Below are 24,921 nucleotides of genomic sequence, written 5' to 3'. Positions count from 1 at the left end.
TCAGCGAATACGCGGCGATGGGCTTCGAGTACGGCTACTCGGTCGAGAACACCGAGGCGCTGGTGCTCTGGGAGGCGCAGTTCGGCGACTTCGTCAACGGCGCCCAGTCGATCGTGGACGAGTTCATCTCCTCCGGCGAGGTGAAGTGGGGCCAGCAGTCGTCGCTGGTGCTGCTGCTTCCGCACGGCCAGGAGGGCCAGGGCCCGGACCACTCGTCCGGCCGTCCGGAGCGGTTCCTGCAGCTCTGCGCGCAGGACAACATGCGGGTGGCAAACCCGACCACCCCGGCGAACTACTTCCACCTGCTGCGTCGTCAGGCGCTGTCCAGCAAGCGCAAGCCGCTGGTCGTCTTCTCGCCGAAGTCGCTGCTGCGACACAAGCTGGCGGTGTCGTCGGTCGCCGACTTCACCACCGGCCGATTCCAGCCGATCATCGGCGACGCCGGGGTCAACGGCACGCCGCTGGACGCCGGCGCGGTCAAGCGGGTCCTGCTCTGCTCGGGCAAGGCCTACTACGACCTGTTCCAGGCCCGGGCCGAGCGCGGCATCACCGACACGGCGATCATCCGGATGGAGCAGGTCTACCCGCTGCCCGTCGAGGAGCTCAAGGCCGAGCTCAGCAAATACCCGAACGCGGAGGACTTCGCGTGGGTACAGGAGGAGCCGGCCAACCAGGGCGCCTGGTCGTTCGTGGCGCTCAACCTGCTCGAGCACCTCGAGGGCGTACGCCTGCGCCGGATCTCGCGGCCCGCCGCGGCCGCCCCGGCGGTCGGTTCGGTCAAGCTCCACGACGCCGAGCAGTCGGCGCTGGTCGAGGCGGCATTGCCCCGGCCGTGACGAGCTGAGAAGGTCGGGGGCGCTCCGCTGCGGCGGAGCGCCCCCGCTTACTATCCGATCATGTATTTCACCGACCGTGGTATCGAGGAACTCATCGAGCGGCGCGGCGAGGAATCCGTGACCCTGGAATGGGTCGGCGAGCAGCTGAAGAACTTCGTCGACGCGCACCCGGAGTTCGAGACGCCGATCGAGCGCTTCGCCACCTGGCTCGCCCGCGACGACGAGGACGACGAGGAGTAGGCCCCTATCCTCGTTCAGCCCGCGATGGGCACGGCCGGCTCCGGGTCGCTGGCGGCCACCTTCCACTCGGCGTGCACGGGCGGGATCGGCAGGTCGGCGCGCAGGATCGTGCTGCCGAAGATCTTCAACTGCAGGGTGAGCGTCGCCGTGAGATCGAAGCCGGCGTACACCCCCCAGCGCGCCTGCTCCAGGGTGGCGTCCACCGCGGCCCGCAGGTACGGGGCCAGCCGCCCGGTCACGCCGGCCGCGTCGTAGAGGAAGACGGCCAGGTCGGCGCCGATGGTGGCCCGCAGGTCGCCCCGCCCGGTCAGGGTCGGGAGGGCGTCGCCCTGGGTGGTGGCGGTGTTGCGGTTGAGCGGACCCCAGCCCGTCCGCGAGTCGTAGGCGGCGCCGACCGCGAACTCACCGGTGGTCGTCTGCTCGGTGTCGATGCTCAGGCCGCCCTGCGCGGTAAGCCGGTAGAAGTAGGTCAGGTCGACGCTGAGCACCACCGGCACCGGGCCGATCCAGAAGGTCTGGCTGAGATGCACCTCGGCGAAGGGCAACCGGAGCGCCGTCTCACCGGTGTCGGCCAGCCCGGCCAGCGCGGCGTGCACCTGCCAACCGTAGGTGTACTTGCCCCCCACGCCGATCTCGGCCTTCTGCTGCCCGTACGAGAAGATCAGCTGCGGGGTGAGGCCCACCCAACCGGACAGCATCGGCCCGCCCTTGCTCGTGCCCGTGATGCCGGCGACGCCGGCGAGCGGGATGTCCAGGGAGAGCAACAGCCCGCCGTCCGCGGTACGGGTCGGGTCGAGTATCTCGGTGCCGCCGATGGCCAGGCCCGGGATGGTCGCCTCGGTCGCGGCCGTCCGTTCGGCGTTCGTGCTGGTCGCCGCGGCTGGGCTGTTGGGCGCGCTCGGTGCTGTGTTCTTCGCGCTCGGCGCTGTGCTTTTCGCGCTCGGTGCTGCGCTCTTTGCGCTCGGCGTGCTCCTCGTGCTCTTCGCGCTCGGCGTGCTTGGCGTGCTCTTCGCGCTCGGCTTGCTTGGCGTGTTCCTCGTGCTTGGCGTGCTCGGCGCTGTCTTCTTTGCGCTCGGCGCTGTGCTCTTTGTGCTCGGGGAGGTGCTCTTTGTGCTCGGGGAGGTGCTCTTTGTGCTCGGGGAGGTGCTCTTCGCGCTACTCGGGGTGGGTGACGGCGCGGTGGTTCCGGTGCCGGTGGTCGCGCCACGCAGCGCCGGCACTCTCGTCGCGGGCCGCACGCCGGTGGCCAGCGGCGTGACGCTTATGGCGATGTCCTTGGCCTGGAAGGTGCGGTCCACCTCGGCCGCGCCCAGTGCGTCACTCAGCGTCGCCGGCTCGGTGCTGACCTCGACTCCCGCGTCGGTGGGAGTGACCTTCCCGACCTTGAACAACGCCCCGCGCGGTGCCGCGTCGCTGGGCGGGCTCGCGATCACATCACCGGACCGCACCTGGGCGGTCGCGCCGCCGCTCGTATCGGCCGTGGCCAGCAACGCCGTCCCGGCGGAGGCGTCGTAGGAGGCCAGCCGGACACCTCCCACATAGGACTTGGCGGGCTCGACGGCGCCGCTCGACGGCGCGGGGCTCGCCGCTGCCGGGCGGGCGACCGCGACCGGCACCGCCTCGGCCCAGACAGCTTCGGCGGCCGGCCTCTGCAATCCGATTGCGAGCAGGGCGGCACCGGTGGCCACCGCGGTGACGGCCAAGCCGGCGATCACCCGCCGGGAGCCGGGAGTGAAGGCGGGACGGGGTAGCGGCACGATGCTCCATCCTTCCTGCGTGCGGACATGACGGTGCGGCACCGCAAGCCGACGGCAGAGGGTGTTGGGTCAGATCCGATTGGTCAGCAATCGTCGGATTGATACCGATCGACGCAGGCAGAAACCTACTGCCTAGTAACCCGGATGAGCAAGGACAAATCACACAGCTTCCCGGCCCGCGCCGGCGTGCTCGCCGATCCGGTCGGCACCGACCAATACGGCCACAGCGAGTGGCCCGTTCAACGGCCACCTCCCGCTCCCGGCTCCAGCCGTTGTCCACAGGTCCAGCCGTTGTCCACAGGCTGCCCCGACCTCGGGCACGATCATGGCGCGGCCGGTAGGTTGAGCACGTGGCGAGCAGCGTTTATGTGGCCGGGGTGGGTCCCGGGGTCGGCAAGGGCACAGTCGCGCTGGGGCTGGTCGAGTTGCTGTCCCGGCAGGTCGCCCGGATCGGCGTCTTCCGGCCGCTGGTCCTCGGTCACGGCGATGATCCGCTGCTGACCCTGCTCACCAGCCGATACCCGGTCGTCGCGCCCTACGCGGAGTCGTTCGGGGTCACCACGACCGAGGCGGCCGCCCTGGTGGCTGACGGCAAGCGCGAGGAGCTCGTCGCCCGGATCGTCGAGCGCTACCGCGCGGTCGAGCGGCAGTGCGCCTCGGTGGTCGTCATCGGCAGCGACTTCTCCGACGGTCAGGATTCCGGGCACGACGAGATGCCCCGCGAGCTGGCCTTCAACGCGCTGCTGGCCAACGAGTTCGGCAGCGTGGTGGTGCCCGTCGTGGGTGGTCAGGGCCGGCGCAGCGAGCTGGCGGCCGCAGTCGGCTCCGCATACCACTCGCTTGTGGATCTGAACGCGACGGTGCTGGCCGTGATCGCCAACCGGGTGCCCGAGGGGGCCGTCCCACCCACCGGGCTGCCGGTGCCGGTCTGGGCGATCCCCGAGATCCCCACCATCGCCGCGCCGACCGTCGCCGAGGTCGCGACCGCGCTCGACGCCACCGTGCTGGCCGGCGGCGATGCCGCGCTCGACCGCGACGTCCTCGACTACGTGGTCGGCGCCGCGCACGTGCCGGCCCTGCTCGACCATCTCACCGACGGGGCGTTGCTCATCACCCCCGGCGACCGCGCCGACCTGCTCGTCGCCGCGAGCGCCGCGCACGCCGCCGGCAACGTGACGCTCGCCGGGCTGGTGCTGACCATCGGCGAGTTCCCCGACCCGCGCGCGGTGCGGGTCATCGAGCGGCTCAACACCGGCCTGGCGATGCTGGTGGTGCACACCGACAGCTACCACACGATCAGCGCGGCCGGCCGGATCGAGGCCAGGCTCAGCCCCGCCACCCCGCGCAAGGTGGAGGCCGCGCTCGGCGCCTTCGAGCATCATGTGGACACCGCCGAGCTGACCCGGCTGCTCGACGTGACCCGGTCCAGCCGGGTGACCCCGCTGATGTTCGAAAACGACCTGATCGAGCGGGCCCGGGCCGACCGCCGCCACCTGGTGCTGCCCGAGGGCACCGACGAGCGGATCCTGCGGGCGACCGAGACGCTGCTGCGCCGCGGCGTCGCCGATCTGACCCTGCTCGGCGACCCTGCGGAGATCACCCGGCGGGCGCGCGAGTTCGGCGTCGACATCGGCGCGGCCCGGCTGGTCGACCCGGCCACCAGCGGCTGGCGCGACGGCTTCGCCGAGCAATACGCGGAGCTGCGCAAGCACAAGGCCGTCACCCTCGACCTGGCATACGACGTGGTCCGCGACGTCAACTACTTCGGCACGATGATGGTCGCCTCGGGGCTCGCCGACGGCATGGTCTCCGGCGCCAACCACACCACCGCCGCCACCATCCGGCCCGCGTTCGAGATCATCAAGACGGTGCCCGAGGTGTCCGTCGCCTCCAGCGTGTTCTTCATGCTGCTCGCCGACCGGGTGCTGGTCTACGGCGACTGCGCGGTCAACCCCGATCCGGACGCGGCCCAGCTGGCCGACATCGCCCTGTCGTCCGCGCAGACGGCGGCCGCGTTCGGCATAGAGCCACGCGTCGCCATGCTCTCCTACTCGACCGGCAGCTCGGGCACGGGCGCCGACGTGGAAAAGGTGGCCGCCGCGACGAGAATCGTCCGCGAGCGCCGTCCCGACCTACCCGTGGAGGGCCCCATCCAATACGACGCCGCGATCGATCCCGGCGTGGCGGCGACCAAGCTGCCGGAGAGCCTGGTGGCCGGCAAGGCCACGGTCTTCGTCTTCCCGGATCTCAGCTCCGGCAACAACACCTACAAGGCCGTGCAACGCTCGGCCAACGCGGTCGCGGTCGGCCCGGTGATGCAGGGCCTGCGCCGCCCGGTCAACGACCTGTCCCGCGGCGCGACGGTCAAGGACATCGTCAACACGGTGGCGATCACGGCGATCCAGGCCCGCTCATGAAGATCCTCGTCCTGAACACCGGCTCGTCCTCGGTCAAATACCGCCTCTTCGACGGCACGACGACCCTGGCCAAGGGGCTGATCGAGCGGATCGGCGAGGCCGGCGGGGACGCGGGCGACCACGAGGCGGCCCTGCAACGGGTGATGGCCTCGATCGACCTGTCGGGTCTCGGTGCGGTCGGGCACCGGGTCGTGCACGGCGGCAGCGAGTTCGGCAAGGCCACCGTCGTCGACGACGAGGTGTTCGCCGTGATCGAAGGGCTCATCCCCCTGGCGCCGCTGCACAACCCGGCCGCGCTCAGCGGCATCGCGGTGGCCCGCAAGCTGCTGCCCGACGTCCCGCAGATAGCGGTCTTCGACACGGCGTTCCACCAGACGATCCCCCCGGACGGGGTGGCATACGCGATCGACGCGTCGCTGGCAGAGCGCTGGCAGATCCGCCGCTACGGCTTCCACGGCACCTCACACGCATACGTGGCCCGGCAGACCGCTGAGCTGCTCGACCTGCCCGCCGAAGAGGCAAAGGTGATCACCCTGCACCTGGGGAACGGCGCGAGCGCCTGCGCGGTCTCAGGGGGCCGCAGCGTGGCGACCTCGATGGGCATGTCACCACAGTCCGGGCTCGTGATGGGCACCCGCAGCGGCGACGTCGACCCGACGGTGATCTTCCACCTGCACCGGGTCGCCGGGCTCCCGATCGACGAGATCGAGCGATCCCTGACCCGCTTCGCCGGCCTGCAGGGGCTCGCGGGCGAAAACGACATGCGGGCGGTGCAGGAGCGCCTGACCGCAGGCGACTCGGCAGCGACGCTTGCCTTCGACGTCTACTGCCGGCGCATCAAGGAATACGTCGGTGCCTATCTGGCGATCCTGGGCGGCGCGGACGCGATCACCTTCACCGCGGGCGTCGGAGAAAATTCCCCCCAGGTCCGATCCGCGGCGCTGTCCGGTCTGTCGGCCCTGGGCATCACCATCGACGAAACCCGCAACGCCCGCGGCGCCCGCATCATCTCCCCGGACAACGCCCGAGTAAAGATCTGCGTGGTCCCGACAGACGAGGAGTTGGAGATCGCCCAGCAGGCAACCGCCGAGCTACGGACCTAAGCAGCTCACCCGGCCACGACCGGCCCGCACAACCGTGGACGACCCGCCGTGGACGACCCCGCACAGCCCTGCGGCCCGCACAGCCGTGGACGGCCCGCACGACCGTGGACGGCCCACACGACCGTGGACGGCCCACACGACCGTGGGCGACCCGCCGTGGGCGACCCCGCACAGCCCTGCGGCCCGCACAGCCGTGGGCGACCCGCAGGGTTGTGGTGCTTGAAAGGACGGCGGCGGCTTCGCGGTCCAGGTCCAGGCCGACGGGGGTGTGGTGTGGGTTTGCGGCCGGGCGGGCCGGGCGTGACGGGTGTGACCCGCCGGCATCCCGGCCCGCGCTCAGCCCGGGTAGGTCGGCTTGGTCCTGGTCAGCCCAGGGCCAGCCAGGCGATCAGCGCGATCAGGACGATCGCGGCCGCGCCGGCGCCGATGATCAGCGGGGTCTTGGAGGCGGCTGGCGGCTCCTGCGGCGTTTTCTGCGTGAAAGCGCGGAACGCCTCGGTGTTGCCGCTCGGGTCGACGGTGTTGTCAGGCATGCGCACGACCATAGCGAAGCCCGGCACCCCCGCGACAGTGCCTCCCGGCCTCCTAGCAGGGCGTTCGTTCCGGCCTCGGAGATATCACCCGATCGTGGGTGTGTCCGGCTGGCTACGCTGAGCGGATCAACGCCGATCCGCAGCCGCGGGCGATCACCAGCACCGTCGAGGTCGTCGATGCCGGCATGTGAGCGCCGGGCGTGCCCCGCCGCGACAAGGATCGCGAGGACATCACCCGATCTCCGCGCGACACCGACCTGAGACCGCCCCACTACGCACGGCACCGGCCCGAGACCGCCCACTGCGCGCGACGCCAACCTGAACCTCCCGCACTACGCCCGACGCCGGCCCGCAACCTCCACTTTCGCGCGACGTAGGCCTGAGACCTCTCCCACTACGCGGGGCGCGCGGCCGGGCCATGCCTCGGGAGCCGGGCACAATGGGCGGATGGGACGCCGTACCGTCGCGCTTCTGCTCGCTGCCGTTTGCGCGACCGGCGCACTCACCTCCTGTTCCGCCGCTTCCGGCGGTGAAGGCTCCGCGGGCTCGAGTGGAGCGACGCCAGCCTCTTCCAAGGCTGCCGCGCCGAGCGTGCGACCCAGCGTCGCCAGCAGCCCGGTGCCCACCCGCGGCGAGGCGCCGAGCAAGACCTTCGCCGTCAAGACCCGCAAACTGCAGCTCAGCCGCGGCAAGGACCGGCCGCTGCCGACCACGGTCTGGTATCCCGCCACCGGCGACGGCCCGTTCCCCGTGATCGTCTTCAGTCACGGGCTCACCGCCCAGCCCAGCGATTATGCCGACATTCTCGTCCGCTGGGCCCGGGCCGGTTTTGTCGTCGCGGCGGCCGCCTATCCGCACACCTCCACCGGCGTTGCCGACTTCGACGTCATCGACCTGCTCAATCAGCCGGCCGACGCCTCGTACGTGCTCACCCGGGTGCTCGCCCTCGACGGTAAGGCCGGCGATCCGCTGGCGGGGCGCCTCGACCGGGATCACGTCGCCGCCGCCGGGCATTCCGGCGGGGGTATCACCACGATCGGGATGCTCAGCGGCACCCGGGACGCCCGGCTCACCGCCGCGGTCGTGCTGGCCGGCCGGCAGGTGTTGCCCGGCGTCTTCACCGGCTCGGCGATTCCCGTGCTGTTCGTGCACGGCAAGCGCGACAAGACCGTGCAGTACGCCGACGGGCTCGCCGCCTACAAAGCCGTGCCGTGGCCCAAGGCCATGCTGACCCTGCCCGACGCCGGTCACGTCGTCACCAGCGGCGCGGATTTCGACCTGGTGGCCGACGCGACGACCGACTTCTGGCGCTGGAGCCTCTACGGTGACACCGGCGCCGAGCGGCGACTCGAGCGGCGCGACAACTTCGACGGCGACTTTTAGAGACGGCGGCTCCTAGTGCAGGTGGTCGACGGTCACCTTGCCGAAGATCTCACCGGAGTTGAGCCGCGCGAAGGCGTCGCCCACCGCCGAGAAGCCGTAGGTGGAGTCGATCACCGGGCGGATGTCGCGCTCCACGCAGAGCTTCAGTAGCGCGGCCAGTTCCTCGGCCGTGCCCATCGTGCTGCCGAGGATCTCCAGCTGCATCATGAACACCCGGCGCAGGTCGACCTTGGGGAACGGGCCCCCGGTCGCGCCGCAGACCACGATGCGGGCGCCCGGTGCCGAGCACTTCAGGGAGTGCTCGAAGGTCGGCGCCCCCACCGACTCGATCACCACGTCCACGCGTTCGGGCAGGCGGGCGCCGGGCTCGACCGCGGTGGCGCCCAGTTCGGCGATCCGCTCGCGTTTGGCGGCGTCGCGGCTGGTCGCGTACACCCGTTTGCCGAGGGCGACCGAGAGCGCGACCGCCGCCGTGGCCACCCCACCGCCCGCGCCCTGCACCAGCACCGACCCGGCGTCGGCGACGCGGCCGCGCGCGGTGAGCATGTGGTAGGCGGTCAGCCAGGCAGTGGGCAGGCAGGCCGCGTCCAGGAACGAGATGCCGTCGGGCTTGGGCACCAGGTTCGCCGCCGGTACGGCGACCCGCTCGGCCAGCGTTCCCGGCCAGCGCTCCGACAGCAGCGAGAAGCCGCGCGGGTCCGCCGGGTCATCGATCACCGGGTAGACGACGACCTCGTTGCCGTCGGTGTCCACACCGGACGCGTCGCAGCCCAGGATCATCGGCAGCCGGTCGGCGGGCAGGCCGATCCCGCGCAGGGACCAGATCTCGTGGTGGTTGAGCGAGCTGGCCCGCACGTCGACCGTCACCCAGCCGTCCGGCGGGGACGGCTCGGGCAGGTCGCCGACCGTCAATCCGGCTAGCGGCTCGTCGGGCTTCGTCGCACTGGCATAGGCGGCTCGCATACCCCGAAGCTTAGGCATGCCCGACCGGTCCTGTCCCAGCCGAGTCGGAAGCCAGCCCGGCGGCGGCCCGGCGGCGACACCGGGCCCGGTCCGGCGGTCGCAAAGCCGAGGGGCGGAGGCCGGGCCCAACGCAGGCCAGACCGGGCCCGGCCAGGCGCAGGCCAGGCCCGGCCGGGCGCAGGCGGACGCGGAGCCGGGACGCGCGGAACGCCCCGGCTCAGGATCGCGCCGCTCAGACCAAGGCGGCCGGAGCCGCCGGTGCCGCCGGGGTGGCCGGCGGCGGCGCGGCGACGAAGCGGGCGACGCCATCGCGTTCGGCAGCGCGGGCGACCGCCTCGGCCACCGCCGGAGCGACCCGCGGGTCCAGCGCCGACGGCACGATCGCGTCGGCACGCAACTCGTCGGCGACGACCTCGGCGATGGCCTCCGCCGCCGCCACCTTCATCCGCTCGGTGATCCGGGTGGCGCGGGCGTCCAGGGCACCCCGGAAGATGCCCGGGAATGCCAGCACGTTGTTGATCTGGTTCGGGAAGTCGCTGCGGCCGGTCGCGACGATCGCGGCGTACTTGTGCGCCAGCGCCGGCGGCACCTCCGGGGTCGGGTTGGCCAGGGCGAAGATGATGCCGCCCGGCGCCATCCCGGCCAGCGCGCTCTCCTCGATCTGCCCGCCGGAGACCCCGATCAGCACGTCGGCGCCGATCAGCGCCTCCCTGATCGCACCGGTGCGGCCGGAGTAGTTCGTGGCCTTGGCCAGCGCGGCCTTGGTCCCGTTCAGGCCCGGACGGTCCGCGTGGATGATGCCCCGGGAGTCGCAGACGATGACGTTGGCGCCCTGGATGCCGGCCGCGATCAGGGTGTTCGTGATGGCGACCCCGGCCGCGCCGGCGCCGCTGATCACCACCCGCAGGTCGTCGAAGCGGCGGCCGAGCAGGGCGACCGCGTTGCGCAGCGCGGCGAGCACGACGATCGCGGTGCCGTGCTGGTCGTCGTGGAACACCGGGATGTCCAGCGCCTCGTCGAGGCGGCGTTCGATCTCGAAGCAGCGCGGCGCGCTGATGTCCTCCAGGTTGATGCCGCCGAAGGAGGGGCCGAGCGCCTTGACCACGGCGATGATGCCCTCGACGTCCTGGGTGTCGAGGCAGATCGGGATGGCGTTGACGCCGCCGAACTGCTTGAACAGCACCGCCTTGCCCTCCATGACCGGCATCGCGGCCTTCGGACCGATGTTGCCCAGCCCGAGCACGGCGGAACCGTCGGTGACGACCGCGACGGTATTGGCCGTCCAGGTGTAGTCGGCGGCGAGCTCCTCGTCGGCGGCGATCGCCTCACAGACCCGGGCCACGCCGGGGGTGTAGGCCAGCGACAGATCGTCCCGGCTGGACAGCGGGACGGTGCACGTGATCTCCATCTTGCCGTGCTTGTGCAGCTCGAAGACGGGGTCGGCGGCCAGGGCAGGGTCGAGCTCGAAACTGAAGAAGGACACAGGGACTCCAGACACGCATCGGAACGTCGGTGTGCCAGCCGGACCTGTGCGCGAGTCTGCGCGGACCGACGTGCGATGCGGGGGTCACCCGGGACAAGCAACCGCAAGATTCAGGTGTGCTGCGGTTAACGCAGGTTAACTTAGTCGACCCGGGCGAGGCCAGTAGCGAAACACGACTTGTCCGATGACATCCGCCACCCCGTAGGCGCGGGAGTCGTCGGTCACGAACCCGTTGTCCCCCTCGACCCACCAGCCACCGTCCTGCTCGCGAATCGCCCGTTTCACGACCAGCAGTTCCGGCCGGGCGCGGAAGCGGGCGACCACCACCGACTGCGGCCGGATCCGGCGGACACGGCGCACCAGCAGGGCATCTCCGCTGTGCAGCGTGGGTGCCATCGAAGGCCCTTGCACCAGTACGGCGAAGAGCGGCAATTGCCAACTCATGGCATCAATCCCGCGTCGAGGTTGGGTAATCCGGTAAGGGGTAGTGTCAGCATCGGATCATCGCAAACGTATGGAGGGGTCCTGATGCGACTTCCGCGCATTTTCACGCCACGCACTGTGGTCAGCGCACACTGCGACCTGCCCTGCGGGGTGTACGACCCGGCCCAGGCGCGCATCGAGGCGGAGTCGGTGAAGGCCATCGCTGAGAAATACCAGGCGAACACCGACCCCGAGTTCCGCACCCGCGCCATCCTGGTCAAGGAGCAGCGCGCCGAGCTGGTCAAGCACCACCTGTGGGTGCTCTGGACCGATTACTTCAAGGCGCCGCACTTCGAGAAGTACCCGAACCTCAACCAGCTCTTCAACGAGGCCACCAAGCTCGCCGGCGCGTCCGGCGTCAAGGGCTCGATGGACCCGGCCGTCGGAGAGCAGCTGCTCGGCAAGATCGAGGAGATCTCCAAGATCTTCTGGGAGACCAAGCAGGCGTGAGTCCCGCAACGATCCGGCCGGTACGTCGTGACGACGTGCCGGCCGTTGTCGCGATGGTGCACGAGCTCGCCGAGTTCGAACACGCCGCGGAGTCCTGCCAGCTCACCGACGAGCAGCTGTCGGCGGCCCTCTTCGGCGAGCACCCCGCGGTGTTCGGCCATGTCGCGGTCGACGCCGGCGATGCCCCGTACGGCTTCGCGCTGTGGTTCGTGAACTTCTCCACCTGGGAGGGCACGAACGGCATCCACCTCGAGGATCTCTACGTCCGGCCGCACGCCCGGGGCACCGGCGCGGGCGGCGCGCTGCTCGCCACCCTGGCCCAGCTCTGCGTGGAACGCGGCTACCGGCGCCTCGAGTGGGTCATGCTGGACTGGAACCCGGCCGCCGAGTTCTACGCCGCGATCGGGGCGAAGGTCGTCGAGGACTGGCTGCCGTATCGGCTCTCCGGCACCGCGTTGGCCCAACTCGCTGAGCGCGTCTCCCCCGTCAGGGACTAGAGTTCCGTCCATTGGGAGGATGGGGTCGGTGACTCAGCTGCAGACAACGCATCCGGAGCCGGCGTTCGGTGACGACGTCGTGCTGCTGACCGTGCCCGCCGACGGCGGGTATCTCGGCGTGCTCCGTACAGCCACGGCCGGCCTCGCTGCCCGCCTGCATTTCGCCCTCGACGAGATCGAGGACCTGCGCATCGCGGTTGACGAGGCGTGCGCGATGCTGCTCGCCATCGCCACCCGCGGCGCGGAGCTGGAGTGCCGCTTCGCGGTCACCGACGACGCGCTCACGGTCGAGGTGACGGTGTCGACGGTGCGCGGCGCCCGGCTGCCCTCCGAGTCCTCCTTCGCGTGGAAGGTGCTGACCGCGCTGACCACGTCGGCGTCCGCCGAGGCGACCGGGCGGCACGCCACGATCCGGCTGCTGACCCGCCGGACCGAGATCTGACCCCGACCGAGATCTGACCCGGACCGAGATCTGACTCAGCGCGCGTTGGCCGCCGCGATGTAGTCGAGGTGGCGCCGGCCGACCTCCATGGCGGCGCCCGCGTCGCCGCCCTTCACGCAGCTCAGCAGCTCGCGGTGGTCGGCGTCGATGCGCTCCCAGTAGTCGCCGGGCAGGTTCTCGACGATCTCCTCGCCGTAGGTGACGTGGTACAGCGGGCGGGTGACCAGCTCGAACAGCGGGTTGCCGGTGGCCGAGGCGATCGCCGAGTGGAAGGCGGCGTGCGCGGCCAGCATCGTCTCCAGCTCGTCCAGGTCCGGATCGAACATCGCGCCGCGCATCTCGATCAGGTTGGCATCGGTGCGCCGTTGCGCGGCGAGCCCGGCGGCCGGAACCTCCAGGGCGCGGCGCAGCTCCAGCAGATCGGCCATGCCGACCTCGGCGGAGTTGCTGAGCAGGGTCAACCCGGTGGAGAGCGCCTCGGAGAGCTGCTCGGCGTCGGGGTGGGCGACGAAGCTGCCGCCGGTGACGCCCCGGGTCGTGACGATGAGGTGCTGGCTGGCCAGCAAACGCAGCGCCTCGCGGACCGTGCTGCGGCTCACCCCGGAGCGAACGCACAGCTCAGGCTCGGGTGGCAGCCGGGAGCCGGGCTGCAGCCGCCCCGACGTGATCTCCTCGCGCAGCTCGTCCGCCAGGACCTGGTACGCCGGTGGGCGCACGGTCGATCCGGCCAATGCCCTCACCCCCTTGTGATCCGCCCACTCAGACTAGGCCTTCCCGCGCAGGTGGGAAGGGGCGTTCAGGGGAGAGTCCGAAGGCGCAGTCCGAGAGAGCGGGCTCAGTCGAGCCCCAGGGCTCGGGTGGTGGGCGGCACGACACAGAGCAGTCCGACGCCGACACCGAAGGCCATCGCCAGGACGCCGATCCAGGCCGTGCCGGTCTGCAGCACGAAGCCGCCGGAGGCGATGACGAAAAGCTGCACCACGATCGCCGGGCCGCGGGCGTGCGCCGAGCGCCGGGCCAGCGCGCGGGCGACCAGGACCACGGCGACGGCTGCGACGACGGCGAAGCCGGTCAGGGCCACGGCCACCACCAGGCTGGTCGCGTCCGCGGTGAAGTCCAGCACCAGCAGGTAGCCGGCGAGCACCACGAGCGCGACGGCCTCCGCGAAAAGCAGGCGCACCGCCCAGACGAGGGTCGCCGGGGAATCGAGTTCTTGGGGGGTCACCGCTGTACGATACCGGCCAGCTCAGAGCCTTCCTGAGAGGTACAGTGCCGCCCATGCGAGCGTTACTGGTGGTGAACCCCAAAGCCACCACGACGAATGAGCGCAGCCGAGACGTCCTGGTCCGGGCCCTGCGCAGCGAGGTCCTGCTGACGGTTGAATACACCACCAAGCGCGGTCACGCGGCCGGCCTGGCCAGGGCGGCGGCCGAGAGCGGCGTCGACGTGGTGGTGACGCTCGGCGGCGACGGCACGGTCAACGAGGCCGTGAACGGGCTGATGACCGCGGCGCCCGGGCTCGCCGCCGGCGGCACGGCGCCGGCCTTCCGGCTGCCGGCGCTGGCCGTGGTCCCGGGTGGCTCCACCAATGTCTTCGCCCGCGCGCTGGGGCTGCCCCGGGACTGGGTCGACGGCACCAGCGTGATCCTGGACGGCCTGCGCTCGGGCCGGCACCGGGTGATCGGGCTCGGCCGCGCCGACGACCGCTACTTCACCTTCACCGCCGGGCTCGGTCTGGACGCGGCCGTGGTGCGGCGGGTCGAGCAGGCGCGCCTGCGCGGCCGGACGTCCACCCCGGCGCTGTACGTCCGCTCGATGATCGGGCAGATCTTCTCGGGCGAGGACCGCAAGTCTCCGCCGCTCTCGATCGAGCGACCCGGCGAGGAGCCGGAGACCGGCCTGGGCACCGTCATCATCCAGAACACGGCACCGTGGACCTACGTCGGCGACCGCGCGATCAACCCCAACCCCGACGCCTCGTTCGATCGAGGACTTGACCTACTGGCGGTTCGTAACCTATACATCGCCAGCACAACACGGACAGTGACGCAGATGGTCTCCCGGAACGCCGATCCGCACGGCAAGCACGTGCTGCGCCTGCACGACCAGGCCGAGTTCACCGTGGTTGCCAGCCGCCCGCAGCCCTTCCAACTCGACGGGGACTACCTGGGTGAGCGCCAGAAGGTGCACTTCCTGTCCGTTCCCGAGGCATTGCGTGTGATCTGCTGAGCCTCGGGTACGCCGATCGGGGCGTCCTCACGATCTGTTACAGAAAGACCGGCAAAAGGTCGGCAACGAGGCGCGTACCGTACTACATTGATAGGAGCGCTCGTCCGCCGGTCCTGAAAGAACCACCAGAACCGGACAAAGGGGTCGTGAGCTAGCTCACCCGCTGGGAGAATTTCCGAGCGCTACCCTTGACATCGCAGGAGTTCGTGAAAGCATTCACAAGCGATAAGAAGTAACCCGATGCCGGTCGTGCACGTTCCTAATCCAGAAGGCACGATACGACATCGCGAACAAAGCTTGCTCACGCACCGGTGATCTGACGAACGCAGTCCGTCGGCCCGGCGCGGATGCAGATAGAAGTAAGTAGCACCATTCTCTGACCAATCCGAAACAAGGAGTGTTGCCGCCATGGACTGGCGTCACCATGCGATCTGCCGCGACGAGGACCCGGAGCTGTTCTTCCCGATCGGGACGTCAGGCCCCGCACTCCTGCAGGTTGAGCAGGCCAAGGCCGTGTGCCGGCGTTGTACCGTGACCGAGTCGTGCCTCTCCTGGGCGCTCGAGTCCGGGCAGGATGCCGGCGTCTGGGGCGGTATGAGCGAGGACGAACGACGTGCCGTCAAGCGTCGTGGTGGCCTTCGGGTCAGTGCCCCTACCGCCTGAACAATCCCTCACAGCATTCACGCCCCGGGTCGCTTCGGCTCCGGGGCGTCGTGCTGTGCGGGACAGTGCTGCTGACCGACTCCGATCATCGACTGTTTCGCGGTGATTACGCCGAGCAATGGTGACGTAGGGCATGAATGCGATCACCGAGCTTTGCGAAATGATCTCGAAATCACCGTTATCTAAGCCACTATTGGTCGATGTCCGGGCACCCTCCGCAGTGGACGAGCACCGTCGGCAGGTCGGGTGTGGCGTGACACCCTGTGATGCCAAGCACGGCGGCGGGCCGCGTGACCTCAGGAACTACGAGGCGACGGCGGCGAAAGCGGCCACCGGACGGGCCGCGGCCTCGCGCACGCGCACGGAAACCAACTCGGCGACGGCCGGGGCGTCGGTCAGCGGCTCGGCCACCATGCGGACCCCCGCCGAGCGGGCCGAGGCCACTGTCGAGTCCCAGAGCAGGCCCGGGGCGAGGAAGTACGAGATCAGCCCGATCCGCCCGTACCCGTCGGCACGGAGATCGCGAACGACGTCGCCGGACAGCGGCGGGGCGGCCGAGGCGTAGGCCACCCGGCACGGCAGCGCCAGCCGGGAGCTCAGGGCCGCCGCGGCCTGGTCCACAGTCGCCCGGGCGCCCGGGCTGCGGGTGCCCGCCGCGGCCAGCACCAGCGCGTCGCAGTCAGCGGCGCCCAGGCGGGACACCAGGCCGTCCAGCAGCAGATCCGGGACGTGGCCGTCGACCGGGCCCAGGACGTCCGCCTGCTCGACCGCCAGGCCGGGATGCCCGGCCCGGGCGGCGGTGATCTCGCCCGGCACGTCGACCCGGCCGTGGTATGCCGAGGTCAGCAGCAGGGGCACCAGCACCGCCCGCCGGTGGCCGGCCACGGCGAAGTCGGCCAGCACCGCCCGTGGGCGCGGCCCGGCATGGTCGAGATACGACGCGCGCACCTCCCACTCCGGGTGCCGCAGCGCGACCGCCCGGGTCAGCGCCTCCGTCGCCCGGGCCGCGCGTGGGTCACGGCTGCCGTGTGCGGTCAGCGTGACGGCTAGACGTGCAGGCCACATTCGGTCTTCTCGAACATCGCCCAGCGGCCCGCGCGCGGGTCCTCGCCGGCCTTCGTCCGCCGGGTGCACGGCCAGCAGCCGATCGAGCCGTACCCCTTCTTGAAGAGCTCGTTGACCGGCACGTTCCACCGCGCGATGTAGCGGTCCACGTCCGCCTGCGTCCACGCCGCGATGGGGTTGACCTTGACCTTGCCCTTCTTCGCGTCGAAGACCACGACCGGGGTGTTGGCCCGCGTCGGGGACTCGTCGCGACGCAGGCCGGTGGCCCAGGAGTCGTAGTCGGAGAGCGCGCGCTCCAGCGGCTCGACCTTGCGCAGGAAGCAGCACTCGTCCGGGCTCCGGGCGAAGAGCCGGGGACCGAACTCGCCGTCCTGCTGGCCGACCGTCATCCGGGGCCGGATCGAGCGCACGTTGACGTCCATCGTGCGGGCCACCGTGTCGCGGATCTTGAGAGTCTCCGGGAAGTGCAGCCCGGTGTCGAGGAACACCACGTCCACACCGGGCGAGACCCGGGAGAACAGGTGCGCCACGACCGCGTCGGCCATCGAACTGGTCACGCAGAAGCGGTCGCCGAAGGTGCTGGTCGCCCAGCGGGCGATCTCCTCGGCCGGGGCGCCCTCGAGCGCCACGGCGGCGGCGTCGGCGAGCGACTTGAGGTCGGCGGGGGTGCGGCGGGTCGGATCGGCCGGGGTGGCCGGGGCCCCGAGGGACACCAGTCCCAGGCCGGTGGCGGTCACCACAGTCATCGGTTCACTCCCTTGGCGAGCAGTCCGTTGAACTTGACCGTGAAAACACGGGCGCAGGAGTGGCACTCCCACGCGCCGTGCGAAGCCTCATTGGGGCGCAGGTCCTCTTCGCCGCAGTAGGGGCAGTAGAGGGGGGCGGATCTGGCGTCGCTCATTTCACTAGCTCCTCATCCGCCCGGATCACCCAGTCCGCGAAGGACTCGCCGTCGGTGCGCCCCGCCAGATAGTTGCGGGCGATGCGCTCGACGTACCCGGGAAGTTCCTCGGCGGTGGCCTTGAGGCCACGTACCTTGCGGCCGAAGCCGGCGGTCTGGCCCTGTGCCATGCCGAGCCCGCCGCCGAGGTGCACCTGGAAGCCCTCGACCTGCTGCCCGTGCTCGTTCAGGACGAGCATGCCCTTGAGGCCGATGTCGGCGACCTGGGTGCGGGCGCAGGCGTTGGGGCAGCCGTTGATGTGGATCGAGATGTCGGCGTCGAAGTCGCGCAGCTGCTCCTCGAGCCGGGCGACGAGCTCCTCGCCACGGGCCTTGGTCTCGACGATCGCCAGCTTGCAATATTCGATGCCGGTGCAGGCCATGGTGCCGCGGCGCCAGGCCGACGGCCGGGCCTCCAGCCCGATCCCGCGCAGGCCGGTGACCAACGGTTCCACCTGGTCGTCGGCGATGTCCAAAACCAGGAGCTTCTGGTACGGGGTGAGCCGCACCCGGTCCGAGCCGTGCTCCTGCACCAGGTCGGCGAGCTTGCTGAGCTGCGAGCCGGAGGAGCGGCCGACGACCGGCGCCGCACCGACGTAGTTTCGGCCGTCGCGCTGCTTGTGCACGCCGATGTGGTCGATCGGCTTGGCGGGCAGCTCGGGCGGCGGCCCGTCCAGCAGCGCCCGGCCCAGGTATTCCTTCTCCAGGATCTCGCGGAACTTCGCCACGCCCCAGTCGGCGAGCAGGAACTTCAGCCGGGCCCGGCTGCGCAGCCGGCGGTAGCCGTAGTCCCGGAAGATCCCGACGACGCCCTCCCAGACATCCGGGATCTCGTCGAGCGGGACCCAGACGCCGAGCCGCTCGGCGAGCCGCGGGTTGGTGGACAGTCCCCCGCCGACCCAGAGGTCGAAGCCGGGCCCGTGCACCGGGTGCACGACGCCGAGCAGCGAGATGTCGTTGACCTCGTGCGGCGTGTCCGCCAGCCAGGAGATCGAGGTCTTGAACTTGCGGGGCAGGTTGGAGTAGCGCGGGTCGCCGATGTATCGGCGGAGGATCTCGTCGATGGCCCAGGTCGGGTCGACGACCTCGGCCGGGGAGACGCCGGCGACCGGGCTGCCGAGCACGATGCGCGGGCAGTCGCCGCACGCCTCGGTGGTCTGCAGGCCGACGGCCTCCAGCCGGCGCCAGATCTCCGGCACGTCCTCGACCCGGATCCAGTGCAGCTGGATGTTCTGCCGGTCGGTGATGTCGGCGGAGTCCCGGCCGAACTCGGTGGAGATCTCCGCGATCGCGCGCAGCTGAGCGAGGTTGAGCGTGCCGCCGTCGATGCGGACGCGGAGCATGAAGTATTCGTCCTCGAGCTCGTGCGGCTCCAGCACCGCGGTGCGCCCGCCGTCGATGCCCGCCTTGCGCTGGGTGTAGAGCCCCCACCAGCGGAAACGCCCCCGCAGGTCCTGCGGGTCGATGCCCGCGAAGCCGGTGTGGGCGTAGATGTTCTCGATCCGGGCCCGGACGTTGAGCGGGTTGTCGTCCTTCTTGATCCGCTCGTTCGGGTTCAGCGGCTCGCGGTGTCCGAGCGCCCACTGGCCCTCGCCACGCGCCTTACGGGGGCGAGCGGCGGGCTTGGTGGCCGGGGTGCTGTCCAGCGCCATGTCGGCGTTCCTCCAGGTAATTCAGCCGGTGAGCGCGCGATACGCGTTCGGCCACCTGTGAGGGCTCGCGACTTCAGTGTCTGGCGAGGGCCGGCGCGTCTTGCGCGCCCGAGAAATAGAGATCGGGCGGCGTCAGGAAGCCGGACACATCGCGCTGCGGACACGGCCGTAGTCGACGTGGCGTCGAGCCACGAAGCGGCGGTCAACTGCAGCGGTCATGTGGACTAGCCTCTCACGCGAGACCCTTCTCGGCCAGTGCGGTCCAGATTCCGGGAGTGTGGCGACCGACACCGTTTCACCAGGCCGGTCGCGCGGCGGCGAGGTTCACCGTTTTCCGAGCGGAACCACCAGGACAGCCTCGGTCCCGCCGCCCGCGCGATTACGCAGCTCGATGCTCCCGCGCAGCTCGCCGGTCGCCAGCGCGCGGACGATCTGCAGGCCCAGCCGGCCGCTGGCGTCGGCGCGGAAGCCCTCCGGCAGGCCCTGGCCGTTGTCCGCGACGGTGACGTGCAGCTGCTTGCGGAAGCGGTGCGCCGAGACCACCACCTCGCCGGTCGGCGCCGGCGGGGTCAGCGACGGCGGGGGCGGCGGGGTGTCATCGTCCTCATCGGGGCCCGGGAAGCCGTGCTCCACCGCATTGATCAGCAGCTCGTTGAGGACCATCACCAGCGAAGTGGCGATCTCGGCCGGCAGCACCCCGAAGGTGCCCTCGCGGCGCATCTTCACGATGATCTCGGTGGCCGAGACCTCGGTGGCGGCGGTGGCGACCCGGTCCACGATGCCGTCGAAGTCGACCGCCTCGTCGCTCGACATCGACAGCGTCTCGTGCACCAGGGCGATCGACGCGACCCGGCGTACCGATTCCTGCAGGGCGATCCGGGCCTCCGGGGCGTTGACCCGACGGGCCTGCAGGCGCAGCAGCGCCGCGACCGTCTGCAGGTTGTTCTTCACCCGGTGATGAATCTCGCGGATCGTCGCGTCCTTGGTCATCAGGGCGCGGTCTCGGCGGCGGACCTCGGTGACGTCGCGGGCCAGCACCAGCGCGCCGATCGGCACGCCGGCCGGCATCAGCGGCAGCGCCCGCATCAGCACCGTCGCGCCCCGGGCCTCCACCTCCTTGCGGGCCGGCGCCTCCCCGCGCAGCGAGGTGAGGATGCGTTCCGCCGCGTCGGTGCCCTCCAGCGGGTCGGCGGCCAGCCGGCTGGAGAGCACGGCCAGCTCCTCGCCGACCAGGTGGGCGCTGAAGCCGAGCCGCCGGTACGCGGACTGCGCGTTGGGGCTGGCGTAGGTGACCTTGCCGCTCGCGTCGAGGCGGATCAGCCCGTCGCCCACCCGCGGCGCTGAAGTGGTCTCGCCCGGGTGCGCCGGCGGCGGGAAGGTGCCGTCGGAGACCATCTGGGCCAGGTCGTCGGCCGTGGTCAGGTAGTTCAGCTCCAGCTGGCTGGGGGTACGCGCGGTGGACAGGTTGGTGTCGCGGCCGATGACCGCGATCACCTCGATGTTCTCGTCCGCGCCGCGCAGCCGCACCGGGATCGCCTCGTGCCGGGCCGGGGTGTCGCCGTACCAGACCGGGTCGCCCTCACGCCAGATCCGGCCCTGGGTGTAGGCGATGTCCAGGTGGGCCACCTCCGGCCCGCCGACCTTCTTGCCCACCTGGTCGTCCTGGTATGCCGTCGACGACGTGTTCGGCCGGACCTGGGCTACGCAGAGGAACTCGCGCGGCTTGCCCTCCACACCCCGCAGCGGCACCCAGAGCAGCAGGTCGGCGAAGGAGAGATCGGAGAGCAGCTGCCAGTCACCGGCGAGCCGGGTGAGGTGGTCGATATCGGGCGGACCGAGGCTGGTGTGCTCTTCGGCGAGATCGCGGAGCGTGGACACGGCACAAGCGTGCCATGCCCACACTGTGGGCTCCCACGATCAGAGGGTGGAAGTGACCTTCTTGAGGCCGCGCGGCGCGTCCGGGTCCTCGCCGCGGGCCAGCGCCAGGGCCAGGGCCAGCCGCTGGAGCGGCAGGATGTCGAGCAGCGGCGCGTAGCGCTCGTCGACCGCCGGGACGGCGAGCCGTCCCGCGGCGCCGGGGATGTCGGTGGCCCCGACGGTGACGACGTCGGCGCGCCGCTCGCCCAGGCGGGCCACCACGTCGGCCATGGAAGCGCCGCCGGGCCCGGCCCCGACGACCGCGAGCACCGGTACGTCCGGGTCGGTCATCGCCAGCGGACCATGCAGCAGGTCGGCTCCCGAGAAGGCCAGCGCCGGCAGGTACGACGTCTCCATCAGCTTCAGGGCGGTCTCCCGGGCGGTCGGGTACGCGTACCCCCGGCCGGTCGTGACCAGGCGCGACGCGAAGCGGTAGCGCTGCGCGAGCTCGTCCGCGCCGCGGTCGGCGAGCGCCTGCTCGGCGAGCCGGGGCAGCTCGGCGAGGGCGGTGCGCTCCTCGGCGGGCAGCGTGCCGTCGCCGTTGCGGATGCCCTCGACCAGCAGGAGCAGCGCGAACAGCTCGGCCGTGTAGGTCTTGGTGGCGGCGACGGCCCGCTCGTGGCCGGCGGCCACGTCCACCGAGAGCTCGGCGGTCTGCGCCAGCGTCGATCCGGGGTTGTTGGTCACCGCGAGGGTGAGCGCGCCACTTTCCCGGGCGACCTTGAGCACCTCGGTGAGGTCGGGCGACCCGCCGCTCTGGCTGACCCCCACGACCAGCGCGTCCTTCAGGTCGGGGCGGGCGCCGTAGAGGGTGATGGCGCTGGGTGAGGCGAGACCGACCGGGATACCCAGGCGGATCTCGGTCAGGTATGCGGCGTAGAGGGCCGCGTGGTCCGAGGTGCCCCGGCCGACGAAGATCACGTGGCGCGGGCGCTGCTCGGCGACCCGGGCCGCGGCCGCCGCGATCGCCTTGGCCGGCTCCCCCTCCAGCAGCCGTGCGTAACCGCCCGGCTGCTCTGCGATATCGGCCGCCATCCCCTGGCCTCGCTGCGTCACTGAACCCTCCCTCTCGTGCGCGGAATCGCTCATTCGATGCGCAGTCTTGCATTTTTGAGCGAGAAAAGGCAATGTTTCGAGCACGGATGCGCACGGATTGCGGCCTGACATATGGAGATTCGTCGCCTAGGCTCGCGTCGGTGGCACACGGCGTGCCACGCGAGGAAGGCGTGGCCATGGAAGACTCCCGGCGCTCCGCCGATCGCGACCTCGAGCAGGCCCGCGCGGCCCTCGAACGCGGCGAGATGCACCATGCCGCCGACCACCTGGCCGGCGCCATCGCGCATGCGCCGACGTTGCCCGAGACGCACGAGCTGCTCAGCAGGCTCGCCGCTCGCGCCGACGGCGGCCTGGAGCTCTTCCCGCTCGAACAGCACGCGTTCGTGGGGACGGTGGTCGCCCGGGCACACCTGCTCGCCGCCGCCGGCCGCCCCGAGGACGGGCTTCCGCTGCTCGTCGCCGCGAGCGGGCACACCCCCGGCGTCGACTGGGCGGGCGTGCCGTGGGTCAGCGACCCCGAGCTGGGCGCCCGGATGGAGCCGGGGATCCTGGCGCAGATCGTCATGCAGCTCTGCACCACCATCGGCGACCCGGCCCCCGAGGCCGGCCGCGAGTCGCTGCTGCCCTATCTGACGCTGGTCCGGCACGCCGTCGAGGCACACCCGGAGCAGGCCATGCTGCTCGGCGCGGGCTCGGCCCTGGCCCGCCGGCTCGGCGAGACCACGCTGGCGGTGGAGTGGGCCGTGCGCGGCGCCCGGCTGCGGCCGTCCAAGCTCGCCGAGATCTGGCTGGGCTACGCCTACCGCAGCGCGGACCGCATCCCCGAGTCGCTCGCGGCGCTGCGCCGCGCGGTCATGTACGACCCGGAGGACCTCTCGGTGTACGCGGACATCGCGGGCACCCTGGCCGACCACGGCCGGCTCGACGACGCGCTGGCCTGGGCCGACCGGGCGCTGGCCAAGGATCCCGAGTTCGACTGCGCGGTGCACACCGCGCACCGGCTGCGATACCGCGCCGACGGCGACCTGGCCCACCTGATCCGGCTCGCCGACTTCCAGCGCGACCACCCCGACGACACCCACGAGCACGCCGACCTGGCGGACTGCTGCGCCGACCAGCCCTGGCTCAGCCGGGTTCCCTCGGGGCCCGGCACGGCAACCGACCCGGCCCGGGAGCCGTTCGTGGCGGGCCGCCCGACAGACGCCGCCGTGCAGCGGCTGCACCGGGTCGCGCACCCGCTCTGGCCGCACCCGCCCGCCGCCTACGACGCGGCCGTCGGCCTGGTCCTGGCCGAGCCGGAGGATCTGCTGGCGCTGATCGCCTACCCGCCGCCGCCCCCGGCCAACGAGGTCGGCCAGGCGCTGGCCATCCACGATCCGGCGCTGTGGGCGCGCTGCGCGCGGGTCTGGGCCGGTCTCGGGCTGCTGCATCAGCGCACCGACGAGCCGTGGGCGGAATCGACACGCCGCCGGCTGCTGGTCGAGCTGGCCACCGGCGGCACCGACCAGATCGCCGAGGCGGCGCTCTTCGCGCTGGTCACGGCCGCCTGGGTGGAGCCGTCGGCCCGGGCCGACGTCGCCGAACTGGTCACCGGGCGGCTGGCGGCGGTCACCGCGGCGCAGCACCCGGTCGCGTGGTCGGTGGCGCAGCTGGCGCTGGCCACCCCGGATCTCGCGCCGGAGGTGCGGCAGCGGGCCGCGGCGGTGGTGCGCGCCGAGGAGGAGCGCTCGGCGCCGAGGCTGCCCCGCCAGCGCCGGCCCGGTCGCCTGCGGCGCTGGCTCTCCGGCGGAACTACTCGATGACGGCGATCAGGTCGCCTTCCTGGACCACGTCACCCTCGTTGACGGCGAGCTGAGCCACGACCCCGTCGGACTCGGCGAGCACCGGGATCTCCATCTTCATCGACTCGAGGATCACCAGGGTGTCGCCCTCCTCGACCTCGGCGCCGGCAGCGGCCACGACCTTCCACACATTGGCCACCATTTCGGCTCGGATCTCGTCGGCCATGGTGAAGTCCTCCTCGTCGGGGCTGCTCGGTGAACGGTATCCAATCACGGTTGTCGCGCGGGGGCATACGGGGCGTGCCGGGGCGTCAACCGGCGGCCGTCTACCATCGGCAGGTTGACCGCAGGACGAACGGAGATCGAGATGGCGAAGAAGTCTCGCAAGAAGAAGGCCCGGAAGAAGAGCGCCGCCAACCACGGCAAGCGTCCCAACTCCTGAGCCGTGGAACGCGAGAAGGGCCGGCAGCTTTCGCTGCCGGCCCTTCTTCATGTCAGCCCACCTGGGATCGTCAGGGCAGGAACTCGTGGCTCTCCGCCTCGACCACGTACTCGCTGAGCTTCATCCGGAGCCGCTCGCGCAGCTCCTTCGGCGCCGTCTCGTCGCCGCAGCAGCGGGCGACGAGCGCCTTCACCTCGTGCTCGACGCCGTACTCACGGAGGCAGTCGGAGCAGTCGTCGAGGTGCCGCTGGATCAGCTCCCGCCGGTCGTCGCTGCACTCCAGATCGAGATACAGGTAGACCTCGCTGATCACGACGCTGCAATCGGTCTTCTCGGCTTTGTCGTTCACGTCGCTCACGCCTCCTGTGCGGCGGTCGCGCCGGGCGAACGGGTGATGCCACGGTCCAGGGCGTACCGCTCGAGCAGCTTGCGCAGGTTGCGCCGGCCACGGTGCAGGCGGGACATGACCGTGCCGATCGGCGTGCCCATGATGTCGGCGATCTCTTTGTATGAGAAGCCCTCGACATCGGCGAGATAGACGGCCAGCCGGAACTCCGTCTGGCAACTGCTGCAGCGCGTCCTTGATGTC

Annotated in this window: 26 protein-coding genes and 2 pseudogenes; 13 read left to right on the top strand and 15 right to left on the bottom strand. The window is 71.1% G+C overall.

The window, feature by feature from the left end; genetic code table 11:
* Together kgd and DMB66_RS13585 are read left to right on the top strand one after the other, a co-directional pair.
* Positions 1-836: pseudogene (gene kgd / locus DMB66_RS13590) on the top strand (multifunctional oxoglutarate decarboxylase/oxoglutarate dehydrogenase thiamine pyrophosphate-binding subunit/dihydrolipoyllysine-residue succinyltransferase subunit); the annotation flags it as partial.
* A 60-nt stretch (positions 837-896) separates the two neighbouring features.
* Positions 897-1,076, top strand: a complete 180-nt coding sequence (locus tag DMB66_RS13585) for a DUF6104 family protein (RefSeq protein WP_125804429.1) — start codon at positions 897-899, stop codon at positions 1,074-1,076.
* Between the two features lie 14 nt (positions 1,077-1,090).
* Here the strand turns inward: DMB66_RS13585 and DMB66_RS13580 are convergent, their stop codons facing one another.
* Positions 1,091-1,840 carry a hypothetical protein gene (locus DMB66_RS13580; RefSeq protein WP_125804428.1) on the bottom strand — a complete coding sequence of 250 codons (750 nt, stop codon included), beginning with the start codon at positions 1,838-1,840 and terminating at the stop codon, positions 1,091-1,093.
* Between the two features lie 49 nt (positions 1,841-1,889).
* On the opposite strand from DMB66_RS13580, the gene DMB66_RS13575 reads away from it, so the two are divergent.
* From DMB66_RS13575 to DMB66_RS13565, 3 genes are all read left to right on the top strand, one after another.
* The gene (locus DMB66_RS13575; protein WP_125804427.1) at positions 1,890-2,591 is read left to right on the top strand and encodes a hypothetical protein; all 702 of its coding nucleotides are present in this window, start codon (positions 1,890-1,892) and stop codon (positions 2,589-2,591) included.
* 592 nt (positions 2,592-3,183) lie between these two features.
* Positions 3,184-5,250 (top strand): phosphate acetyltransferase, encoded by a 2,067-nt coding sequence (pta, locus tag DMB66_RS13570; RefSeq protein ID WP_125804426.1) that lies wholly within the window; start codon positions 3,184-3,186, stop codon positions 5,248-5,250.
* Positions 5,247-6,353 (top strand): acetate/propionate family kinase, encoded by a 1,107-nt coding sequence (locus DMB66_RS13565; protein WP_125804425.1) that lies wholly within the window; start codon positions 5,247-5,249, stop codon positions 6,351-6,353. The genes pta and DMB66_RS13565 overlap by 4 nt, the downstream gene beginning before the upstream one ends.
* Positions 6,354-6,718: 365 nt before the next feature.
* On the opposite strand, the gene DMB66_RS62535 is transcribed toward DMB66_RS13565, so the two are convergent.
* A complete protein-coding gene (locus DMB66_RS62535) occupies positions 6,719-6,886 on the bottom strand; it encodes a hypothetical protein (RefSeq protein WP_199752301.1) in 168 nt (55 codons plus the stop codon).
* Between the two features lie 591 nt (positions 6,887-7,477).
* Between DMB66_RS62535 and DMB66_RS13560 the strand changes: the two genes are divergently transcribed.
* Positions 7,478-8,269 carry a chlorophyllase gene (locus tag DMB66_RS13560; RefSeq protein WP_233624528.1) on the top strand — a complete coding sequence of 264 codons (792 nt, stop codon included), beginning with the start codon at positions 7,478-7,480 and terminating at the stop codon, positions 8,267-8,269.
* Between the two features lie 12 nt (positions 8,270-8,281).
* Here the strand turns inward: DMB66_RS13560 and DMB66_RS13555 are convergent, their stop codons facing one another.
* From DMB66_RS13555 to DMB66_RS13545, 3 genes are all read right to left on the bottom strand, one after another.
* Positions 8,282-9,232: a zinc-binding dehydrogenase gene (locus DMB66_RS13555; protein WP_125804423.1), complete on the bottom strand. Its 951-nt coding sequence runs from the start codon at positions 9,230-9,232 to the stop codon at positions 8,282-8,284.
* 232 nt (positions 9,233-9,464) lie between these two features.
* Positions 9,465-10,715, bottom strand: coding sequence for an NADP-dependent malic enzyme (locus DMB66_RS13550; RefSeq protein ID WP_233624527.1), 1,251 nt, complete (start codon positions 10,713-10,715; stop codon positions 9,465-9,467).
* 135 nt (positions 10,716-10,850) lie between these two features.
* On the bottom strand, positions 10,851-11,159 hold the full coding sequence (locus DMB66_RS13545) for a S26 family signal peptidase (RefSeq protein ID WP_125804422.1): 309 nt from the start codon (positions 11,157-11,159) through the stop codon (positions 10,851-10,853).
* Between the two features lie 84 nt (positions 11,160-11,243).
* Between DMB66_RS13545 and sodN the strand changes: the two genes are divergently transcribed.
* Genes sodN through DMB66_RS13530 form a run of 3 tightly spaced genes read left to right on the top strand, consistent with a single transcriptional unit; the run spans position 11,244 to position 12,587 of the window.
* Positions 11,244-11,648 carry a superoxide dismutase, Ni gene (gene sodN, locus DMB66_RS13540; protein ID WP_125804421.1) on the top strand — a complete coding sequence of 135 codons (405 nt, stop codon included), beginning with the start codon at positions 11,244-11,246 and terminating at the stop codon, positions 11,646-11,648.
* A gap of 53 nt (positions 11,649-11,701) precedes the next feature.
* Positions 11,702-12,145, top strand: coding sequence for a GNAT family N-acetyltransferase (locus tag DMB66_RS13535; RefSeq protein WP_125804433.1), 444 nt, complete (start codon positions 11,702-11,704; stop codon positions 12,143-12,145).
* 19 nt (positions 12,146-12,164) lie between these two features.
* Positions 12,165-12,587, top strand: a complete 423-nt coding sequence (locus tag DMB66_RS13530) for an ATP-binding protein (RefSeq protein ID WP_125804420.1) — start codon at positions 12,165-12,167, stop codon at positions 12,585-12,587.
* 35 nt (positions 12,588-12,622) lie between these two features.
* Here the strand turns inward: DMB66_RS13530 and DMB66_RS13525 are convergent, their stop codons facing one another.
* On the bottom strand, positions 12,623-13,318 hold the full coding sequence (locus tag DMB66_RS13525; RefSeq protein WP_125804419.1) for a FadR/GntR family transcriptional regulator: 696 nt from the start codon (positions 13,316-13,318) through the stop codon (positions 12,623-12,625).
* 104 nt (positions 13,319-13,422) lie between these two features.
* Entirely contained in the window at positions 13,423-13,812 is a 390-nt protein-coding gene (locus DMB66_RS13520) for a hypothetical protein (protein ID WP_233624525.1), read from the bottom strand.
* 53 nt (positions 13,813-13,865) lie between these two features.
* Here DMB66_RS13520 and DMB66_RS13515 point away from each other — a divergent pair, with 53 nt between their 5' ends.
* Positions 13,866-14,816: a diacylglycerol kinase family protein gene (locus DMB66_RS13515; RefSeq protein ID WP_125804418.1), complete on the top strand. Its 951-nt coding sequence runs from the start codon at positions 13,866-13,868 to the stop codon at positions 14,814-14,816.
* A 408-nt stretch (positions 14,817-15,224) separates the two neighbouring features.
* On the top strand, positions 15,225-15,479 hold the full coding sequence (locus DMB66_RS13510) for a WhiB family transcriptional regulator (RefSeq protein WP_023562201.1): 255 nt from the start codon (positions 15,225-15,227) through the stop codon (positions 15,477-15,479).
* 303 nt (positions 15,480-15,782) lie between these two features.
* Here DMB66_RS13510 and DMB66_RS13505 read toward each other — a convergent pair whose 3' ends face one another.
* From DMB66_RS13505 to DMB66_RS13485, 5 genes are all read right to left on the bottom strand, one after another.
* The gene (locus tag DMB66_RS13505) at positions 15,783-16,544 is read right to left on the bottom strand and encodes a sirohydrochlorin chelatase (protein WP_125804417.1); all 762 of its coding nucleotides are present in this window, start codon (positions 16,542-16,544) and stop codon (positions 15,783-15,785) included.
* Complete coding sequence (locus tag DMB66_RS13500) at positions 16,526-17,290, bottom strand: phosphoadenylyl-sulfate reductase (RefSeq protein WP_125804416.1); 765 nt, start codon at positions 17,288-17,290, stop codon at positions 16,526-16,528. The genes DMB66_RS13505 and DMB66_RS13500 overlap by 19 nt, the downstream gene beginning before the upstream one ends.
* Positions 17,291-17,441: 151 nt before the next feature.
* Positions 17,442-19,136, bottom strand: a complete 1,695-nt coding sequence (locus DMB66_RS13495) for a nitrite/sulfite reductase (protein WP_125804415.1) — start codon at positions 19,134-19,136, stop codon at positions 17,442-17,444.
* Positions 19,137-19,460: 324 nt separating this feature from the next.
* On the bottom strand, positions 19,461-21,014 hold the full coding sequence (locus DMB66_RS13490) for a sensor histidine kinase (protein WP_125804414.1): 1,554 nt from the start codon (positions 21,012-21,014) through the stop codon (positions 19,461-19,463).
* 39 nt (positions 21,015-21,053) lie between these two features.
* Positions 21,054-22,088 carry an SIS domain-containing protein gene (locus DMB66_RS13485; protein WP_125804431.1) on the bottom strand — a complete coding sequence of 345 codons (1,035 nt, stop codon included), beginning with the start codon at positions 22,086-22,088 and terminating at the stop codon, positions 21,054-21,056.
* 197 nt (positions 22,089-22,285) lie between these two features.
* On the opposite strand from DMB66_RS13485, the gene DMB66_RS13480 reads away from it, so the two are divergent.
* Positions 22,286-23,911, top strand: coding sequence for a tetratricopeptide repeat protein (locus tag DMB66_RS13480; RefSeq protein ID WP_125804413.1), 1,626 nt, complete (start codon positions 22,286-22,288; stop codon positions 23,909-23,911).
* On the opposite strand, the gene DMB66_RS13475 is transcribed toward DMB66_RS13480, so the two are convergent.
* Entirely contained in the window at positions 23,901-24,116 is a 216-nt protein-coding gene (locus tag DMB66_RS13475; protein WP_071808679.1) for a biotin/lipoyl-binding carrier protein, read from the bottom strand. The two genes, DMB66_RS13480 and DMB66_RS13475, sit on opposite strands and share 11 nt — an antisense overlap.
* Before the next feature lie 141 nt (positions 24,117-24,257).
* Here DMB66_RS13475 and DMB66_RS65835 point away from each other — a divergent pair, with 141 nt between their 5' ends.
* Entirely contained in the window at positions 24,258-24,332 is a 75-nt protein-coding gene (locus tag DMB66_RS65835) for a 50S ribosomal protein bL37 (protein WP_369814844.1), read from the top strand.
* 70 nt (positions 24,333-24,402) lie between these two features.
* Here DMB66_RS65835 and rsrA read toward each other — a convergent pair whose 3' ends face one another.
* Both rsrA and DMB66_RS13465 read right to left on the bottom strand, forming a co-directional pair.
* Positions 24,403-24,690 carry a mycothiol system anti-sigma-R factor gene (gene rsrA / locus DMB66_RS13470; protein WP_370318369.1) on the bottom strand — a complete coding sequence of 96 codons (288 nt, stop codon included), beginning with the start codon at positions 24,688-24,690 and terminating at the stop codon, positions 24,403-24,405.
* Positions 24,687-24,921: pseudogene (locus tag DMB66_RS13465) on the bottom strand (sigma factor-like helix-turn-helix DNA-binding protein); the annotation flags it as partial. The gene rsrA and the pseudogene DMB66_RS13465, both read right to left, overlap by 4 nt.

This window comes from Actinoplanes sp. ATCC 53533, from assembly GCF_003947245.1.
The sequence above is the reverse complement of the archived record's forward strand: the minus strand, read 5'-3'. Positions and strand labels throughout refer to the sequence as shown.

Bases quoted from the DNA above. Each gene is read 5' to 3' on its own strand.
- DMB66_RS13500 (WP_125804416.1), bottom strand. From the start codon at position 17,290: ATGACTGTGGTGACCGCCACCGGCCTGGGACTGGTGTCCCTCGGGGCC.
- DMB66_RS13510 (WP_023562201.1), top strand. From the start codon at position 15,225: ATGGACTGGCGTCACCATGCGATCTGCCGCGACGAGGACCCGGAGCTG.
- DMB66_RS13480 (WP_125804413.1), top strand. From the start codon at position 22,286: ATGGAAGACTCCCGGCGCTCCGCCGATCGCGACCTCGAGCAGGCCCGC.
- DMB66_RS13545 (WP_125804422.1), bottom strand. From the start codon at position 11,159: ATGAGTTGGCAATTGCCGCTCTTCGCCGTACTGGTGCAAGGGCCTTCG.
- DMB66_RS13575 (WP_125804427.1), top strand. From the start codon at position 1,890: ATGGCCAGGCCCGGGATGGTCGCCTCGGTCGCGGCCGTCCGTTCGGCG.
- DMB66_RS13530 (WP_125804420.1), top strand. From the start codon at position 12,165: ATGGGGTCGGTGACTCAGCTGCAGACAACGCATCCGGAGCCGGCGTTC.
- DMB66_RS13565 (WP_125804425.1), top strand. From the start codon at position 5,247: ATGAAGATCCTCGTCCTGAACACCGGCTCGTCCTCGGTCAAATACCGC.
- DMB66_RS13535 (WP_125804433.1), top strand. From the start codon at position 11,702: ATGGTGCACGAGCTCGCCGAGTTCGAACACGCCGCGGAGTCCTGCCAG.
- DMB66_RS13555 (WP_125804423.1), bottom strand. From the start codon at position 9,232: ATGCGAGCCGCCTATGCCAGTGCGACGAAGCCCGACGAGCCGCTAGCC.
- sodN (WP_125804421.1), top strand. From the start codon at position 11,244: ATGCGACTTCCGCGCATTTTCACGCCACGCACTGTGGTCAGCGCACAC.
- DMB66_RS13495 (WP_125804415.1), bottom strand. From the start codon at position 19,136: ATGGCGCTGGACAGCACCCCGGCCACCAAGCCCGCCGCTCGCCCCCGT.
- DMB66_RS13505 (WP_125804417.1), bottom strand. From the start codon at position 16,544: ATGTGGCCTGCACGTCTAGCCGTCACGCTGACCGCACACGGCAGCCGT.
- DMB66_RS13485 (WP_125804431.1), bottom strand. From the start codon at position 22,088: ATGGCGGCCGATATCGCAGAGCAGCCGGGCGGTTACGCACGGCTGCTG.
- DMB66_RS13475 (WP_071808679.1), bottom strand. From the start codon at position 24,116: ATGGCCGACGAGATCCGAGCCGAAATGGTGGCCAATGTGTGGAAGGTC.
- DMB66_RS13515 (WP_125804418.1), top strand. From the start codon at position 13,866: ATGCGAGCGTTACTGGTGGTGAACCCCAAAGCCACCACGACGAATGAG.
- DMB66_RS13585 (WP_125804429.1), top strand. From the start codon at position 897: ATGTATTTCACCGACCGTGGTATCGAGGAACTCATCGAGCGGCGCGGC.
- DMB66_RS62535 (WP_199752301.1), bottom strand. From the start codon at position 6,886: ATGCCTGACAACACCGTCGACCCGAGCGGCAACACCGAGGCGTTCCGC.